Genomic DNA, 15,565 nt, shown 5'->3' with positions numbered 1-15,565 from the left:
CCGTCTCGTGTCTAGACACAAAGCAGTGTTTTGTAAACAAACTGTCCAAATTAGCTTGATTTGTCTGCTCGCTCCCGTCGTCCTTGTACCGAGTGCCGGCGCCCGTACCCGAGGTAGATCGCGGTACCCAGCAGCAACCACACCGCGAACCGGATCCAGGTCAGCGCGGTGAGATTGAGCATCAGCCACACACACGCCGCCACCGAGGCGATCGGGAGCAACGGCACCCAGGGCGCCCGGAACCCGCGCTCGAGGTCCGGCCGCATCCGGCGCAGCACGATGACGCCCGCGGAAACCAGCACGAACGCGAACAGGGTGCCGACGTTGACCATCTCTTCGAGCTTGGTTATCGGGAACACCGAAGCCGTCGCGGCCACCACCAGCGCGACCAGCACGGTGATCCGCACCGGCGTGCCGCGGGTACCGGTCTTGGCCAGTTGCTGGGGCAACAGGCCGTCGCGCGCCATCGCGAACAAGACGCGGCACTGCCCCAAGATCAGCACCATCACCACGGTGGTCAGCCCCGCCAGCGCCCCTACCGAGATGATGCCGCTGGCCCAATGCAATCCGTTGGCCCGAAACGCCGTCGCCAGATTCGCCTGACCACTGCCTGGCACGGTGCGCAGCTGGGTGTAGGAAACCATGCCGGACAACACGATGGACACCGCGACGTAGAGCAGGGTGACCACGCCCAGCGACGCCAGGATTCCCTTCGGGACGTCGCGCTGCGGATTCTTGGTCTCTTCGGCCATGGTGGCCACGATGTCGAACCCGATGAACGCAAAGAACACGATCGATGCCCCCGCCAACACGCCGTACCAGCCGTAATGGCTGCCGCCGGCACCGGTGAGCAGCGACAGGACGGACTGGTCGAGCCCCCGGCCCTGGTGTTCGGCCTCCGGCTTCGGAACGAACGGCGTGTAGTTGGCCGCCTTGATGTAGAAGGCGCCGACGATCACCACCAGGATTACCACCGACACCTTGATGGCGGTGACCACCGCGGAGAACCGCGACGACAGTTTGGTGCCGAGTGCGCACAGGGTCGCCACGATCGCGACGATGAGCAGCGCGCCCCAGTCGATGCTGAACGATCCGAGATGCACTGTGCCACCGGCGAATCCGAACACCGTCCCCAGGTAGCTCGACCAGCCCTTGGCGACGACGGCTGCGCCGATGGCCAGCTCCAGCACCAGGTTCCAGCCGATCACCCAGGCCAGGAACTCACCGAAGGTGGCGTAGGAGAACGTGTACGCGCTGCCGGCCACCGGCAGGGTCGAGGCGAACTCGGCGTAACACAGTGCGGCCAGCGCGCAGGTTCCTGCGGCGATGAGAAACGAGACCCAGATCGCCGGGCCGGTGATGTCACCCGTCGTCGAGGCGGTGACCGTGAAGATGCCCGCCCCGATCACCACCGAGACGCCGAAGACCACCAGGTCCCGCCAGGTGAGGTCTTTGCGCAGCCGGGTGGTCGGCTCGTCGGTGTCGGCGATCGATTGCTCAACGGACTTCATGCGCCATCGACCGGCCATCACCCGTCCTCCCTCTCGTTGTGACCGCACAGTACCGAGTAGCCTCCCCAGGATGCGCGGCCGAGGCGAAGCGAGCAGGGACCACGCAGTCGTTATCGGCGCAAGCATCGCCGGGCTGTGCGCGGCGCGGGTGCTGGCCGATTGCTACGCCCGGGTGACGGTATTCGAGCGCGACGAGCTGCCGCAGACAGCTGCCAGTCGCAACGCCGTTCCGCAGGACCGGCACCTGCATATGTTGATGACGCGCGGGGCCAACGAGTTCGAGAGCCTGTTCCCGGGCCTGCTCGCCGACCTGGTGGCCGCGGGTGTGCCGACGCTGCACACCGAGCCGCACCGCGTGTATTTGGGTGCCGCCGGCCATGTTCTGGGCACCGGGCCCACCCTGCGCAAGGAATTCAGTGCCTACGTGCCCAGCCGGCCGCATCTGGAATGGCAGCTGCGGCGCCGGGTCCTCGACATCGGCAACGTCGAGATCGTGCGGCGCTGCGTCGCCGAGCCGACGTTCGAGCGTGCACAGCAACGGGTGACGGGCGTGTTGCTGGATCCGGTCGCCGCCGGGGACCCCGAGTTTGTCGCCGCTGATCTGGTGGTCGACGCGACCGGGCGCGGCACCCGATTGCCGGTGTGGCTGGCACAGTGGGGATACAAACGGCCCACCGAACAAACCGTGGACGTGGGCATCACGTATGCCACTCAGAAGTTCCGGATAGCCGAAGGCGTGCTTGACGAACGGATCGTCATCGCAGGCGCATCGCATGACCAGTCCTACGGGATCGGCATCCTGGCCAACGAGGACGACACCTGGGTGCTGACAACTTTCGGGGTTGCCAATGCCAAACCGCCGCCCACCTTCGACGAGATGCGGGCACTGGCCACCGAACTGCTGCCGGCACGTTTCGGCGAAGCGCTGGCGCAGGCCGAGCCCGTCGGCACCCCGGCGCGCCACGCCTACCCGGTGAGCAGATGGCGGCGCTATGACAAGCTGCGCCGCTTCCCCGCCGGGATCGTTGCCTTCGGCGATGCGGTGGCCAGCTTTAACCCCACCTACGGGCAGGGCATGACGATGGCCTCGCTGCAGGCCGGTCAGCTGCGCCGGGCGCTGGAATCTCCCGACCGCAAACTGGCCCGCAAGCTCAACCGGGCCACCGCCCGCACCACCTACCCGGTGTGGATGAGCGACGGCATCGGCGACGTCAGCTTCCACAACGCGACGGCCAGTCCCGCACCCTTGTGGTGGCGGCCGTTCGGCGCGTTGTTCGACCTGTTTCTGCAGGCCGCCGAAACCGAGCCGGTGCTGGCCGAATGGTTCCTGCGCAGGTTTTCGCTGCTGGACAGCCTGTACATGGTGCCCTCGCCACTGCTGATCGGTCGCGCCGTCGTCAATTACATCCGTGTGTGGTTTCGCCGATCGCCTGGGTACTCTCCGGAGAACGGAGGGGAGCCACAGGTTGGCAAGCAAGAGTGACCACGCGGTCGTCATCGGGGGCAGCATCGCGGGCCTGTGCGCGGCGCGGGTCCTGTCGGATTTCTTCGCCCGGATAACCGTTTTCGAGCGCGACGACCTACCGAGCACGCCAGCCAACCGCGCGGCGGTCCCCCAGGACCGGCATGTGCACCTGCTGATGGCCCGTGGGGCAAACGAATTCGAGGCCCTGTTCCCGGGTCTGCTCGACGACATGGTGGCCGCGGGCGTGCCGATGCTGGAGAACCGCCCGGACTGCATTTACCTGGGCGCCGCGGGCCATGTCCTGGGTACCGGGCACACCCTGCGCGACGAGTTCACCGCGTTCGTGCCCAGCCGGCCGCACTTGGAATGGCAACTGCGGCAACGCGTTCTGGACATCGACAACGTCGAGATCGTGCGCCGCTCCGTCGACGAGCCACGGTTCGACCCAGTCGGTGAGCGGGTAACCGGCGTGCTGGTTGATCGGGCCGGCGACGAACCGGAATTCTTCGCTGCCGATCTGGTCATCGACGCGACTGGGCGCGGTACCCGGTTGCCGGTGTGGTTGAAGCAGTGGGGATATCAACCCGCCGTCGAAGCCACCGTGGGCATCGGCGTCAAGTACGCCTCCCATCAGTTGCGCATCCCAGAGGGTCTGATCGCTGAGAAGGTCGTGGTCAACGGCGCCTCACATGACCAGTCACTGGGGCTGGGCATGTTGTGTTACGAAGACGACACCTGGGTCTTGACCACCTTCGGGGTGGCCAATGTGAAACCCCCGCAGACGTTTCCGGAGATGCTAGAGCTTGCCGACCAGCTGCTTCCGGATCATTTCACCAAAGCGCTGACCGAAGCCGAGCCCATCGGCGGCCCGTCGTATCACGCCTTCCCGGCCAGCAGATGGCGCCGCTACCACAAGCTGGAGCGCTTCCCGGCCGGCATCCTGCCCTTCGGCGATGCCGTGGCCAGCTTCAACCCCACCTTCGGGCAAGGGATGACGATGACCTCGCTGCAGGGCGGTCACCTGCGCCGGGCCCTGCAAGCCGGGGCTGAAGACGGCGAGCTTGCCCGTCAGTTCCATCGCGCCACCGCCAAGACGACGTATCCGGTGTGGATGATGAACGCCATCGGCGACATCACTTTTCACCATGCCGACGCCGATCCCACGCCCCGGTGGTGGCGAGCCGCGGGTAACCTGTTCGATCAGTTCCTGGGAGCCGCGGAAACCGATCCCGTTCTCGCCGAATGGTTTTTGCGCCGGTTCAGCCTGCTCGACAGTCTGTACATGGTGCCGCCCGCGCGCATCGTCGGCCGCACGATGGCACACAACCTGCGATTGTGGCTCAAAGAACAACGTGACCGGCGAGCCGTCGCACAGACTGCTAAAGCCCGACGGTAGCCCGGAACAGCTTGGCGGGCTCGTGGGCGACAAGGCGGATCGGGCCGTCGTCGGCTCCCACCCACGCGGCCATCCCCCGGTCCAGCGTGAGCGAGTCGAATTTTCCGTGCACGGTCGTCGTACCCTCCGCGCACAGCAGGATCTGCGGGCCGTCATGGTGCGACGACGCGTCGACCTCGTGGCCCAGGTATTCGCCGTCCAGCACCAGCAGTGCCACCGCGAACTCATCGGTGGGGGTGTCATAGATCAGGCAAAGTCCTTCGCGGCGGATCGCCGGCCGCAGCTGCGCCTCGGGGGTCGGGTTGAAGTCGAGCACCCGCAACAACTCGGGCACGTCGACGTGTTTGGGGGTCAGGCCGCCGCGCAATACGTTGTCGGAGTTGGCCATCACCTCCACACCGAAACCCCGCAGATAGGCATGTAGATTGCCGGCCGTCAGAAAGATCGCTTCGCCGGGTTCCAGGGTGATCCGGTTGAGCAGCATGGCGGCCAGCACGCCGGCGTCACCGGGATAACGTTCGCCGAGTTCCAGGACCGTCTTGGCCTCGGACGCAAATTCCGTCGCACCCGAGCTGACGTAATGGATGGCACCCTCGAGCACGGCGGGCACCAGCACGTCGATGTCGGGCTGGGGTGCGGTGATCCAGGTGGTGAACAGCGCACGCAGACCGTCGGCGTCGGACTGGTCGCTCAGCAGATCGATGAACGGGTCCAAGTCGGAGACGGCCAGCGCCTGCAACAGTTCTCTGGTGCGCGCCGCGGGCCGGAATCCGGCCAGCGCCTCGAACGGCTGCAGCGCGACTAACAACTCCGGTTTGTGAGAGGTGTCGCGATAGTTGCGCACCGGCGAGGTCACCGGAATTCCCAGGCGCTCTTCCCGCAGATAGCCCTCGACCGCCTGCTCGGTGCTCGGGTGTGCCTGCAGCGACAGCGGTTCGTCGGCGGCCAGCACCTTGACCAAGAACGGGAGCACGTCACCGAACCGGGCCCGCGAAGCGGACCCGAGCTGGCCCTCCGGATCGGCGACCAGCGCCTCCAGCAACGACGTCTCGGCGCCGTCGGTTTGCAGCCAGGCCGGATCCCCGGGGTGTGCGCCGAACCAGAGTTCGGCCTCGGGATGGGCGGCAGGAACCGGGCGTCCGGTGAATTCGGCAATGGCGGTGCGCGATCCCCACGCGTATGTCCGTAGCGCTCCGCGTAACACTTCCACGGTATTTTCTATCCCCGCACCAGTCGCAAGTAAACCGCGGCCATCTCCAGCCGAACCGCCAATACTGCCAGTTGCTGCTCGGCGTGCCCGGCACCCCCCGGTGCGGTAGCCGGAGCCGGGCGGTCGGCCGCGTCCGGCACATCCTCGGCCGCGACCAGGTAGACGTTGTCGAGCCCGGCGACCCGTGCGGAAACCACTGTGCGCTCACGGGCCAGGGTCAGCGCGAGCACGCGCAGCCGCTCGGGCAGCGGCCCGTCGATCTCTTCGTCGTGAAACAGGGAGTCTGCGCCCCGGAAGCCATCGGATGCCCAGGTGCGCAGGGCCACCACCGCGTCCGCCAGGCCGGTGGCCGCGACCACCTGGTCCCCCACCCGTAGCAACGTGGAGCTGCCATGCCGGGCCAGCGCCAGCGTGGCGGCGCTGTCGCCGGCCAGCGCCACCCGGCAATCGGACATGCGCGCGGCGAGCGTCTTGGCCGGGTTGGTGAACACGTCGCGGGCGGCACTGTTGCGCAGCACCTCGGCGTCCAGCTCATTGGCAAGTGTGGCCAGATCGATGCGCAGGGCGGGGTCCACCACCTGCAGCACGGCCAGGCCCGCGGCCAGGTAGCGACACAACCCGAACTCGTCGGGAACCCAGAGCCGTGGTGCCAGCACCGCTACGCGTCCGGCCGTCGAATCCCGCAGCGGACCCTCATACGGCGCCACCACAACCACCCGCGCGCCCCGGCGCACGCCAGTCGCGGCCGCGTTGACCAGCGCGGGATCACCCGGATCGTCGCCGGCGACGATCAGCACATCGAGCGGCCCGATCCACGGCGGTGCCTCCCGGGCGAGCACGATCGGCTCGGCGGCGGCGGCACCCAGCGTCGAGGCGAGCATGGCACCGGCGGTCTCGGCGGTACCCCGGCCGGCCACCCAGATCACTGTTCGCGGCCGGGCGTCGCTGCGCAGCGAGTCGAGTTCGCCCTCCTCGGCGGCGGCGGCCACGGCACGCACCTGGGCGCCGGCCGTCGACGCGGCCCGCAGCAGCGCGTCCCGGTCGGCGGCGATCAGGCCATCGGCGTCCTCGAGATCGACGACCCGGGTGGTGTTCACGGTCCGGCCTCGCCGGCCGCCGCCTGGGCGGCGATCTCGGTGCTGACATGAGCGACCACCGCGTCGACGTCCTCGACGCTGCGCGCCTCGACGTTGAGCCGCAGCAACGGCTCGGTGTTGGAACTGCGCAGGTTGAACCAGCTGTCGTCGCCCAGGTCAACCGTCACCCCGTCCAGGTGATCGATGGACTGAATGCGGCTGCCGAAGGACTTCAGCACGGCGTCCACACAGGCGGGTGCGTCGGCGACGGTGAAGTTGATTTCGCCGGAGGATTCGTAGCGTTGGTAGTCCGCGGTCAACTCCGACAGCGGCCGGTCCTGTTCGCCGAGGGCGGCCAGTACGTACAGCGCGGCCAGCATTCCGGAGTCCGCACCCCAGAAGTCGCGAAAGTAGTAGTGCGCCGAGTGCTCGCCACCGAAGATCGCGCCGGTGTCGGCCATCATCGCCTTGATGTAGGAGTGTCCGACGCGCGACCGCAGCGGCGTGCCGCCGCGTTCGACGACCAGCTCGGGCACCGCACGGGAGGTGATCACGTTGTGGATCACCGTGGCACCGATCTCCCGGTGCAGCTCGCGCGCGGCGACCAGGCTGGTCACCGTCGACGGCGAAACCGGTTCGCCGCGTTCGTCGACGACGAAGCACCGGTCGGCGTCCCCGTCGAAGGCCAGGCCGATATCGGCACCGGTTTCGCGCACGTAGGCCTGCAGGTCCACCAGATTCGCCGGGTCCAGCGGATTGGCCTCGTGATTGGGGAACGACCCGTCGAGCTCAAAGTACAAGGGCAGCAACGTGATCGAGTCGATCGCACCCAGCACCGCCGGTGCGGTGTGGCCGGCCATGCCGTTGCCGGCGTCCACGGCGACCCGCAACGGGCGCAGGTTGGACGTGTCCACCAGTGAGCGCAGGAACACCCCGTAGTCGGCCAGCACGTCTTTGTCGGTGATGGCTCCGGCGGGCCCCTCGCGGGGCGGCACGCCGGCGATCAGGTCGTCACTGATGACGGTCAGACCGGTGTCCTTGCCGACCGGTTTTGCCCCGGCCCGGCACAACTTGATGCCGTTGTATGCCGCCGGGTTGTGGCTCGCGGTGAACATCGCGCCCGGACAGTCCAACAGCCCCGAAGCGAAGTAGAGCTGGTCGGTGGACGCCAAACCGATCCGCACCACGTCAAGCCCCTGCCCAGTCACCCCGGTCGCGAAGGCGGCCGCCAACGACGGCGAACTGTCGCGCATGTCGTACCCGATGACCACCTGGTGTGCGCCCTCGTCGCGCATCAGCCGGGCGAACGCGGCACCGACATCGGTGACCAGCGACTCGGAGATCTGCTCGCCGACCAGCCCGCGGACGTCGTACGCCTTGATGACTCCGTGAATAGCCGCTGCGGGCCAAGACATGCGGGGACTCCTGCCGACGTGAACTCTTGGCGCCAGCCTAACGGCCCGCCGGGCGCCGCCGAGCGTTAGTCGGCAGGATCGGGCAACACCCGCAGGTGTCCGCGCCGGCGTCCGGAGCGATGCTCGGGCGGCGCAAGCACGCTGCCGCTGTGCGCGGCCGCATGGGCTCCCGCAGGGTTCAGGCGGGGATCGCCGGGCGGGCTGCCCACTCGGGGCGGAAAACCGTTGAGCGGCATGCCGGTCCCACCACCGTAGGGGCCGGCGTTGGCGGCCGAGTAGGACAGGTCCACACTGCCAGGGGCGCCCTCACGCACCGCGTCGGCCAGGGCGACCAAGTCGTCCTCGTCGGGATGCTGCATGGGTAGCGGCTCTGCGTGACGCACGAGTTCCCACCCGCGTGGCGCGGTGATACGGCCGGCATGGCCGACGCACAGATCCCACGAGTGCGGTTCCCGCGCGGTGGCGAGCGGACCTACCACCGCCGTCGAGTCCGAGTAAACGAACGTCAACGTTGCCACTGCATAGTGCGGACACCCGGGCCGGCAGCAGCGACGGGGTACGTTCACGATCGAAAGGCTATCGTGCGGAAACGCTGGGCAAGCGCCGGACACGCGCATCCGTTCTCGCCGCGATGTGTAACCGTTACCATCGGGCGGTGAGCGATTCCCGAAGCTCGCCGCGCGGCGGTCGATCCGCGGGTCAGCCCGCCGGGCGACTCGGACACCGAGCCCGGCGACGGGGCCGCGATCTGCGCGGGCCGCTGTTGCCGCCGACCGTGCCCGGCTGGCGCAGCCGCGCCGAGCGCTTCGACATGGCGGTGCTGGAGGCCTACGAGCCGATCGAGCGGCGGTGGCAGGACCGGGTGTCCGAACTCGATATCGCTGTCGACGAGATTCCCCGCATCGCGGCCAAGGACCCCGAAAGCGTGCAGTGGCCACCAGAGGTGATCGCCGACGGGCCGATAGCGCTGGCCCGGCTTATCCCCGCCGGTGTCGACGTCCGCGGTAATGCCACACGGGCGCGAATTGTCTTGTTCCGCAAGCCAATCGAGCGACGGGCGAAGGACACCATCGAGCTCGGCGAATTGCTGCATGAAATCCTGGTGGCGCAGGTGGCCATCTATCTGGATGTCGACCCGACGGTCATCGACCCGACGATCGACGACGACTGAGGCGGTAGCGCGCGGCGCGCTGGAATCTTTCAGATGATGCCGCGTTTGAGGCGGCGGCGTTCGCGCTCGGAGAGGCCGCCCCAGATGCCGAAGCGCTCGTCATGAGCCAGGGCGTACTCGAGGCATTCGTGGCGGACCTCGCACCCCAGGCAGATCTTCTTGGCCTCGCGGGTGGAGCCGCCCTTCTCCGGGAAGAACGCTTCGGGATCCGTTTGGGCGCAAAGGGCGCGGTCCTGCCACTGGTCGGCAGGTATGGGCTCCGGCTCGGGCTCGAACGCTTCGAACGCCTCATATGTCGGGGGCGCCTCAGGAACCAAACTCAGGTGCGGTCGGCCAATGACGATTGGCGACACTGGCACAGGACCGGAAGTGGTGTGCGGTGCGCTTCCCATTACGCCCCGAAGGTGCTCATAGGACATGCCTCCGCCTCCTCACTTATAGAGAGTGAAATGGTTTCCCACTGTTTTGATGTACAGTTACCAAATTCGAACAAGTGATCGAATCTCGGTCTGCGACACCGGAACCGGCCGGCCAACCGGGAAATGACACTCATGTGATTAGACACGGGTTCATCTATCGGGTCAAGCACTCCGCGGCATTTCCATATCATCTCGTAACTAAATTTCGGCGTTTCCGTTGTCGAAGGCCCACGGCGTGTCTTATGCCCCTCCTCACACTGGCGCTCGCCCAGGTCGCCACACGGCAGGCCGGTGCAGCATCGCGGGCAGGTACTGTCCTGCGATGTGAAGGTCACCGTTCTGGTCGGTGGAGTCGGCGGCGCGCGCTTCCTGCTCGGAGTCCAGCAGCTGCTCGGCCTCGGCCAGTTTGCCATACCCGATGACGACTCGGGCCACGAACTAACCACTGTGGTCAACATCGGCGACGACGCCTGGATCCACGGCGTGCGGGTCTGCCCCGATCTGGACACTTGCATGTACACCCTCGGCGGCGGTGTCGACCCGGCGCGCGGCTGGGGCCACCGTGACGAAACCTGGCACGCCAAAGAGGAACTCGCGCGCTACGGCATGCAGCCCGATTGGTTCGGCCTCGGCGATCGCGATCTGGCCACCCACCTGGTGCGTACTCAGATGCTGCGCGCCGGCTACCCGCTGACCCAGATCACCACGGCCCTTTGTGACCGCTGGCAACCGGGCGCGCGGTTGCTGCCCGCCAGCGACGACCGTTGCGAGACCCACGTGGTAGTCACCGATCCGGTCGAAGACGCCCCCCGAGCGATCCACTTCCAGGAGTGGTGGGTGCGCTATCGCGCGCAGATACCGACCCACAGCTTTGCCTTCGTGGGCGCCGAAAAGGCCAGTGCGACAACCGAAGTTGCGTCGGCCATCGCCGATGCCGACGTGATCATGCTGGCACCGTCGAACCCGGTGGTCAGCGTCGGCGCCATCCTGGCCGTCCCGGGTATCCGCGCGGCGCTGCGGGCGGCCACCGCCCCGGTCGTCGGCTACTCGCCGATCATCGGCGGAAAGCCGTTGCGCGGCATGGCCGATGCGTGTCTGGCGGTAATCGGGGTGGATTCCACCGCCGCGGCGGTGGGCCGGCATTACGGTGGCCGAAGCACCACCGGGATACTGGACTACTGGCTGGTGCACGAGGGTGACGTGTCGGGTTCTGAAGCCGAAATCGACGGTGTCACGGTGGCATCGATCCCGCTGATCATGAGCGACCCGAAAGCAACCGCGGAAATGGTCCGCGCCGGGCTGGAGCTTGCGGGCGTGAGAGCGTGACCGAGCACGGATCTGCCGCGCCGATCGAGATCCTGCCGGTGGCCGGGCTTCCCGAATTCCGTCCCGGCGACGAGCTCGGCGTGGCCATCGCCGAGGCGGCACCGTGGCTGCGCGACGGCGATGTCGTGGTGGTCACGAGCAAGGTGGTGTCCAAGTGCGAGGGCCGGCTGGTGCCCGCTCCCGAAGACGAGGAAGCACGCGACCAGTTGCGCCGCAAGCTGGTCGAAGACGAGGCGGTGCGGGTGCTGGCACGCAAGGGCCGCACCCTGATCACCGAGAGCCGGCTGGGGCTGGTTCAGGCGGCCGCCGGGGTGGACGGATCCAACGTCGGCCGCTCCGAACTGGCCCTGTTGCCGGTCGATCCCGACGCCAGTGCCGCGGCCCTGCGCGCCGGATTGCGCGAGCGGCTCGGTGTCACCGTCGCGGTGCTGATCACCGACACCATGGGCCGCGCCTGGCGCAACGGGCAGATCGACGCCGCGGTGGGCTCTTCGGGCCTGGCTGTGCTGCACAACTATTCGGGCACCGTCGACCGCCACGGCAACGAGCTGGTGGTGACCGAGGTCGCGGTCGCCGACGAGATCGCGGCCGCGGCCGATCTGGTCAAAGGCAAACTGACCGCGATGCCGGTCGCCGTGGTACGTGGGCTGAAGCTGACCGATGACGGCTCGACGGCCCGGCAGCTGCTGCGTTCCGGCGCCGAAGACCTGTTCTGGCTCGGCACCGCCGAGGCGATCGAATTGGGCCGCCGGCAGGCTCAGTTGTTGCGCCGGTCGGTGCGCCGATTCAGCGACGAGCCGGTTCCTGCCGAGCAGCTCGAGTCCGCCGTCGCCGAAGCGCTCACCGCACCGGCCCCCCACCACACCCGGCCGGTGCGGTTCGTGTGGCTACAGACGCACGCCCTGCGGACGCGGTTGCTCGACCGGATGAAAGACAAGTGGCGCGCCGATCTGGCCGGCGACGGCCGGCCCGCCGACTCCGTCGAGCGACGCGTTGCCCGCGGCCAAATCCTCTATGACGCGCCCGAAGTCGTAATCCCCTTCCTAGTGCCCGACGGCGCGCACTCCTATCCCGATGCGGCCCGCACGGATGCCGAGCGCACCATGTTCACGGTCGCGGTCGGAGCGGCCGTGCAGGCACTGCTGGTCGCACTGGCGGTGCGCGGGCTGGGCAGTTGCTGGATCGGATCGACGATCTTTGCCGCCGACCTGGTCCGCGAAGAGCTGGACCTGCCTGCCGATTGGGAGCCGCTGGGCGCCATCGCGATCGGCTACGCGTCCGAGCCCACCGGGTTGCGCGACCCGGTAGCGGTCAGCGACCTGCTGGTCTGCAAATGACGACCTTCGCGGGCAAGGCAGCGGCATCGGCCGACAAAGTCCGCGGTGGTTACTACACGCCGGCCGCGGTGGCCCGCTTCCTGGCCGGCTGGGTCCGGCAGGCGGGTCCACGGATCCTGGAACCCTCCTGCGGCGACGGCGCGATCCTGCGCGAGCTGGCCGCCCGCACCGACCAAGCGCACGGCGTCGAACTCGTCGCAGCCGAAGCGGCCAAGGCACGACGGTTCGCACCCGTCGACAACGCCGACCTGTTCACCTGGCTCGGCAGCCTCGAGCGCTGGGACGGTGTCGCGGGCAACCCGCCCTATATCCGCTTCGGAAACTGGGCAACCGAATACCGTGGTCCCGCTTTGGAACTCATGCGGCGCCACGGGTTGCGGCCCACCAAGTTGACCAATGCATGGGTCCCCTTCGTCGTGGCGAGCACCGCGCTGGTGCGCGATGGCGGTCGGCTGGGTCTGGTGCTTCCCGCCGAGTTGCTTCAGGTCAGCTACGCCGCACAGTTGCGCGAATTTCTGCTGAGCCGGTTCGCCGAGATCACACTGGTGAGCTTCCAGCGACTGCTGTTCGACGGCATCCTGCAGGAGGTCGTGTTGTTCTGCGGCGTGGTGGGAACCGGACCCGCGCAGATCCGTACCCTCGCGCTACCCGACGCCGGCGCCCTAGACGCGGCGGACCTCGATGTGGAGCCTGCCCGCGCACTGCTGCACGAGAACGAGAAGTGGACCAAGTACTTCCTCGACCCCGCGCACATCGGGCTGCTGCGAACACTCAAGCAATCCGAAGCCCTGACCCGGCTGGGCCGGGTGGCCGAGGTGGATGTCGGCATCGTCACCGGCCGCAACAGCTTCTTCACCTTCACCGACGCGCAAGCCGGCGAACTCGGACTGCAACAACACTGCGTCCCGCTGGTCTCGCGTAGCGCCCAACTGTCCGGCCTGGTGTACGACATGGATTGCCGGGCAGGCGATGTCGCCGCCAACCATCGAACCTGGCTGCTCAACGCGCCGCCCGCGCCGGCCGACGCCGCCCTCGTCGCACACATCGACAGCGGCGAACAAGCCGGCGTTCATCTGGGCTACAAGTGCTCGATCCGCAAGCCGTGGTGGACCACGCCATCGCTGTGGATTCCGGACCTGTTCATGCTGCGCCAGATTCACCGGGCACCGCGGCTGACGGTCAACGCCGCGGCCGCCACCAGCACCGACACCGTCCATCGGGTCCGGATCAAGCCTGGGGTCCATCCCGCCGCGCTGGCGGCGGTGTTCCACAACAGCGCGACGTTCGCCTTCGCCGAGATCATGGGTCGCAGCTACGGCGGCGGCGTGTTGGAGCTCGAGCCCCGCGAGGCCGAGCAACTGCCCATCCCGGCACCGGCGGCCGCCGACGCCGAATTGGCCGTCGACGTCGATCTGCTCTTGAAGGCCAACGAGATCGACAAGGCCCTCGATCTGGTCGACCGGCGAGTGCTGATCGACGGACTCGGCTGGTCTGCGGATGTGGTGGCGGGTTGCCGCGCGGCCTGGACCGCGCTGCGCGATCGCCGGACCAAGCGGGGATCCCGGTGAGCCCGCGCGACTCGGTGATCGCCACGCTGACCGACTGGCAGCCCGCCGATCCGGCCCAGGACTCATTGCGACATGCCGCGCTGGCCTTCGTACTCGCCCGCGCCGACGCCTGCCGGCGCGAATGCGAAGCTGGTCACATCACCGCCTCGGCGCTGGTTTTCGACGACAGCGGCTCACGGGTGCTGCTCACGCTGCACCCGCGCGTCGGCCGATGGGTGCAGCTCGGTGGGCATTGCGACGAGAGTGACGACGACATCGTCGCCGCCGCACTGCGCGAAGCCACCGAGGAATCCGGGATCACCGGATTGCGCATCGACCCCGAGCTGACGGCACTTCACGTCCATCCGGTCACCTGCTCGTTGGGCTTGCCGACGAGGCATCTGGATATGCAGTTCGTCGCGCGCGCTCCGGCGGGCGCGCAGATCGCGATCAGCGACGAGTCCGAGGACCTGCGATGGTGGCCGGCCGACGGTCTGCCGCCAGGCACCGACCATGCGCTGGAGTATCTAGTCGCCCGCGCGCTGCGCCGAGGGTGACGCTGCAGTCGCGTTCGGCCACGAACGCGACGCTGCAGTCACACTCGCGACGGCTCACACGTCGGACGAATACCGAATCCCGCCGTCCGGAATGGAGACGCCCGGCCACACCCGGGCGCCACGCAGCAATTCGCAGCGCGCTCCGATGTCGGCGCCGTCGCCGATCACGCCGTCGCGGATCAGCGCCCGGGGACCGATGCGGACGCCGAAGCCGATGATCGAGCGCTCGATCACACTGCCGGCCTCGATCTTGACGCCGTCGAAGATGACCGCGCCGTCGAGCCGGACGCCGGGGCCGATCTCGGCACCGCGCCCGACGACCGTGCCGCCGATGAGCACCGCGCCCGGAGACACCGCCGCCCCGTCGTGCACCAGCTGCTCGCCGCGGTGGCCGTGCAATGCCGGCGAGGGGGCGATGCCGCGCACCAGATCCGACGATCCGCGGACGAAGTCCTCCGGCGTGCCCATGTCGCGCCAATACGTGGAGTCGACATAGCCGCAAATCTTGACGTCGTGGGCCGAGAGCAGGTTGGGGAAAACCTCGCGTTCGACCGACACCTCGCGGCCGCGCGGGATGCGGTCAATGATCTCGCGGCGAAACACATAGCAGCCGGCGTTGATCTGGTCGGTCGGCGGATCCTGTGTCTTCTCCAGAAACGCCGTCACGCGACCGGCGTCGTCGGTGGGTACGCAGCCGAATGCCCGCGGGTCGCCGACCCGCACCAGGTGCAGCGTGACGTCGGAGTGGTGCGACTCGTGGAACTCCAGCAACTGGCCCAGGTCGGCACCGGAGAGCACGTCGCCGTTGAACACCATCACGGTGTCGTGGCGCAGCTTTTCGGCCACGTTGGCGATCCCGCCGCCGGTCCCCAGCGGAGTTTCCTCGGTCACATAGTCGATCTGCAGACCCAGCTTGGAGCCGTCGCCGAACTCCGCTTCGAACACCTCGGCCCGATACGACGTGCCCAGCACGACGTGCTCGATGCCGGCCGCCGCGATCCGCGATAGCAGGTGGGTGAGAAACGGCAGCCCGGCCGTCGGCAGCATCGGCTTGGGCGCCGACAGGGTCAGCGGCCGCAGCCGGGTGCCCTTGCCGCCGACCAAAACCACCGCATCGACTTGGCTGGGTACCAAC

At 67.9% G+C, this 15,565-nt stretch carries 14 protein-coding genes; 7 read left to right on the top strand and 7 right to left on the bottom strand.

Going from position 1 to position 15,565, the window contains the following annotated elements; translation table 11 throughout:
* Positions 1-50: 50 nt before the first annotated feature.
* Complete coding sequence (locus AWC27_RS17825; protein WP_085671701.1) at positions 51-1,529, bottom strand: APC family permease; 1,479 nt, start codon at positions 1,527-1,529, stop codon at positions 51-53.
* Positions 1,530-1,581: 52 nt separating this feature from the next.
* On the opposite strand from AWC27_RS17825, the gene AWC27_RS17820 reads away from it, so the two are divergent.
* Together AWC27_RS17820 and AWC27_RS17815 are read left to right on the top strand one after the other, a co-directional pair.
* The gene (locus tag AWC27_RS17820) at positions 1,582-2,994 is read left to right on the top strand and encodes an FAD-dependent oxidoreductase (protein ID WP_085671700.1); all 1,413 of its coding nucleotides are present in this window, start codon (positions 1,582-1,584) and stop codon (positions 2,992-2,994) included.
* Positions 2,978-4,372, top strand: coding sequence for an FAD-dependent oxidoreductase (locus tag AWC27_RS17815; protein ID WP_085671699.1), 1,395 nt, complete (start codon positions 2,978-2,980; stop codon positions 4,370-4,372). The genes AWC27_RS17820 and AWC27_RS17815 overlap by 17 nt, the downstream gene beginning before the upstream one ends.
* On the opposite strand, the gene manA is transcribed toward AWC27_RS17815, so the two are convergent.
* The 4 genes from manA to AWC27_RS17795 all read right to left on the bottom strand — a co-directional run bounded on the left by manA (position 4,356) and on the right by AWC27_RS17795 (position 8,639).
* Positions 4,356-5,582: a mannose-6-phosphate isomerase, class I gene (manA, locus tag AWC27_RS17810; RefSeq protein WP_085671698.1), complete on the bottom strand. Its 1,227-nt coding sequence runs from the start codon at positions 5,580-5,582 to the stop codon at positions 4,356-4,358. The genes AWC27_RS17815 and manA overlap by 17 nt on opposite strands.
* An 8-nt stretch (positions 5,583-5,590) precedes the next feature.
* The gene (locus tag AWC27_RS17805) at positions 5,591-6,679 is read right to left on the bottom strand and encodes a TobH protein (RefSeq protein WP_085671697.1); all 1,089 of its coding nucleotides are present in this window, start codon (positions 6,677-6,679) and stop codon (positions 5,591-5,593) included.
* Entirely contained in the window at positions 6,676-8,073 is a 1,398-nt protein-coding gene (locus AWC27_RS17800; protein ID WP_085671696.1) for a phosphomannomutase/phosphoglucomutase, read from the bottom strand. The genes AWC27_RS17805 and AWC27_RS17800 overlap by 4 nt, the downstream gene beginning before the upstream one ends.
* Positions 8,074-8,138: 65 nt before the next feature.
* Positions 8,139-8,639: a DUF3499 domain-containing protein gene (locus tag AWC27_RS17795; RefSeq protein ID WP_211281658.1), complete on the bottom strand. Its 501-nt coding sequence runs from the start codon at positions 8,637-8,639 to the stop codon at positions 8,139-8,141.
* Between the two features lie 182 nt (positions 8,640-8,821).
* Between AWC27_RS17795 and AWC27_RS17790 the strand changes: the two genes are divergently transcribed.
* Complete coding sequence (locus tag AWC27_RS17790; RefSeq protein WP_085671718.1) at positions 8,822-9,244, top strand: metallopeptidase family protein; 423 nt, start codon at positions 8,822-8,824, stop codon at positions 9,242-9,244.
* 29 nt (positions 9,245-9,273) lie between these two features.
* Here AWC27_RS17790 and AWC27_RS17785 read toward each other — a convergent pair whose 3' ends face one another.
* A complete protein-coding gene (locus tag AWC27_RS17785; protein ID WP_085671717.1) occupies positions 9,274-9,636 on the bottom strand; it encodes a WhiB family transcriptional regulator in 363 nt (120 codons plus the stop codon).
* A 351-nt stretch (positions 9,637-9,987) separates the two neighbouring features.
* Here AWC27_RS17785 and cofD point away from each other — a divergent pair, with 351 nt between their 5' ends.
* From cofD to AWC27_RS17760, 4 genes are read left to right on the top strand one after another with little or no spacing between them, the layout of a single operon-like run.
* Positions 9,988-10,989, top strand: a complete 1,002-nt coding sequence (gene cofD, locus AWC27_RS17775) for a 2-phospho-L-lactate transferase (RefSeq protein ID WP_085671694.1) — start codon at positions 9,988-9,990, stop codon at positions 10,987-10,989.
* Positions 10,986-12,326, top strand: coding sequence for a coenzyme F420-0:L-glutamate ligase (locus AWC27_RS17770; RefSeq protein ID WP_085671693.1), 1,341 nt, complete (start codon positions 10,986-10,988; stop codon positions 12,324-12,326). The genes cofD and AWC27_RS17770 overlap by 4 nt, the downstream gene beginning before the upstream one ends.
* Complete coding sequence (locus tag AWC27_RS17765; RefSeq protein ID WP_085671692.1) at positions 12,323-13,894, top strand: Eco57I restriction-modification methylase domain-containing protein; 1,572 nt, start codon at positions 12,323-12,325, stop codon at positions 13,892-13,894. The genes AWC27_RS17770 and AWC27_RS17765 overlap by 4 nt, the downstream gene beginning before the upstream one ends.
* Complete coding sequence (locus AWC27_RS17760) at positions 13,891-14,430, top strand: NUDIX hydrolase (protein ID WP_085671716.1); 540 nt, start codon at positions 13,891-13,893, stop codon at positions 14,428-14,430. The genes AWC27_RS17765 and AWC27_RS17760 overlap by 4 nt, the downstream gene beginning before the upstream one ends.
* A gap of 54 nt (positions 14,431-14,484) precedes the next feature.
* Here the strand turns inward: AWC27_RS17760 and manB are convergent, their stop codons facing one another.
* Positions 14,485-15,564 carry a mannose-1-phosphate guanylyltransferase gene (gene manB, locus AWC27_RS17755; RefSeq protein ID WP_085671691.1) on the bottom strand — a complete coding sequence of 360 codons (1,080 nt, stop codon included), beginning with the start codon at positions 15,562-15,564 and terminating at the stop codon, positions 14,485-14,487.
* Position 15,565: the final 1 nt, after the last annotated feature.

Source organism: Mycobacterium szulgai (assembly GCF_002116635.1).
Classification (GTDB): domain Bacteria; phylum Actinomycetota; class Actinomycetes; order Mycobacteriales; family Mycobacteriaceae; genus Mycobacterium; species Mycobacterium szulgai.
This window is presented reverse-complemented; position numbering and strand designations above follow the sequence as displayed.

What these genes read in the sequence shown, in the direction of transcription:
- AWC27_RS17825 (WP_085671701.1), bottom strand. Translation starts at nt 1,529, where the DNA reads ATGGCCGGTCGATGGCGCATGAAGTCCGTTGAGCAATCGATCGCCGAC.
- AWC27_RS17820 (WP_085671700.1), top strand. Translation starts at nt 1,582, where the DNA reads ATGCGCGGCCGAGGCGAAGCGAGCAGGGACCACGCAGTCGTTATCGGC.
- AWC27_RS17800 (WP_085671696.1), bottom strand. Translation starts at nt 8,073, where the DNA reads ATGTCTTGGCCCGCAGCGGCTATTCACGGAGTCATCAAGGCGTACGAC.
- AWC27_RS17785 (WP_085671717.1), bottom strand. Translation starts at nt 9,636, where the DNA reads ATGGGAAGCGCACCGCACACCACTTCCGGTCCTGTGCCAGTGTCGCCA.
- AWC27_RS17765 (WP_085671692.1), top strand. Translation starts at nt 12,323, where the DNA reads ATGACGACCTTCGCGGGCAAGGCAGCGGCATCGGCCGACAAAGTCCGC.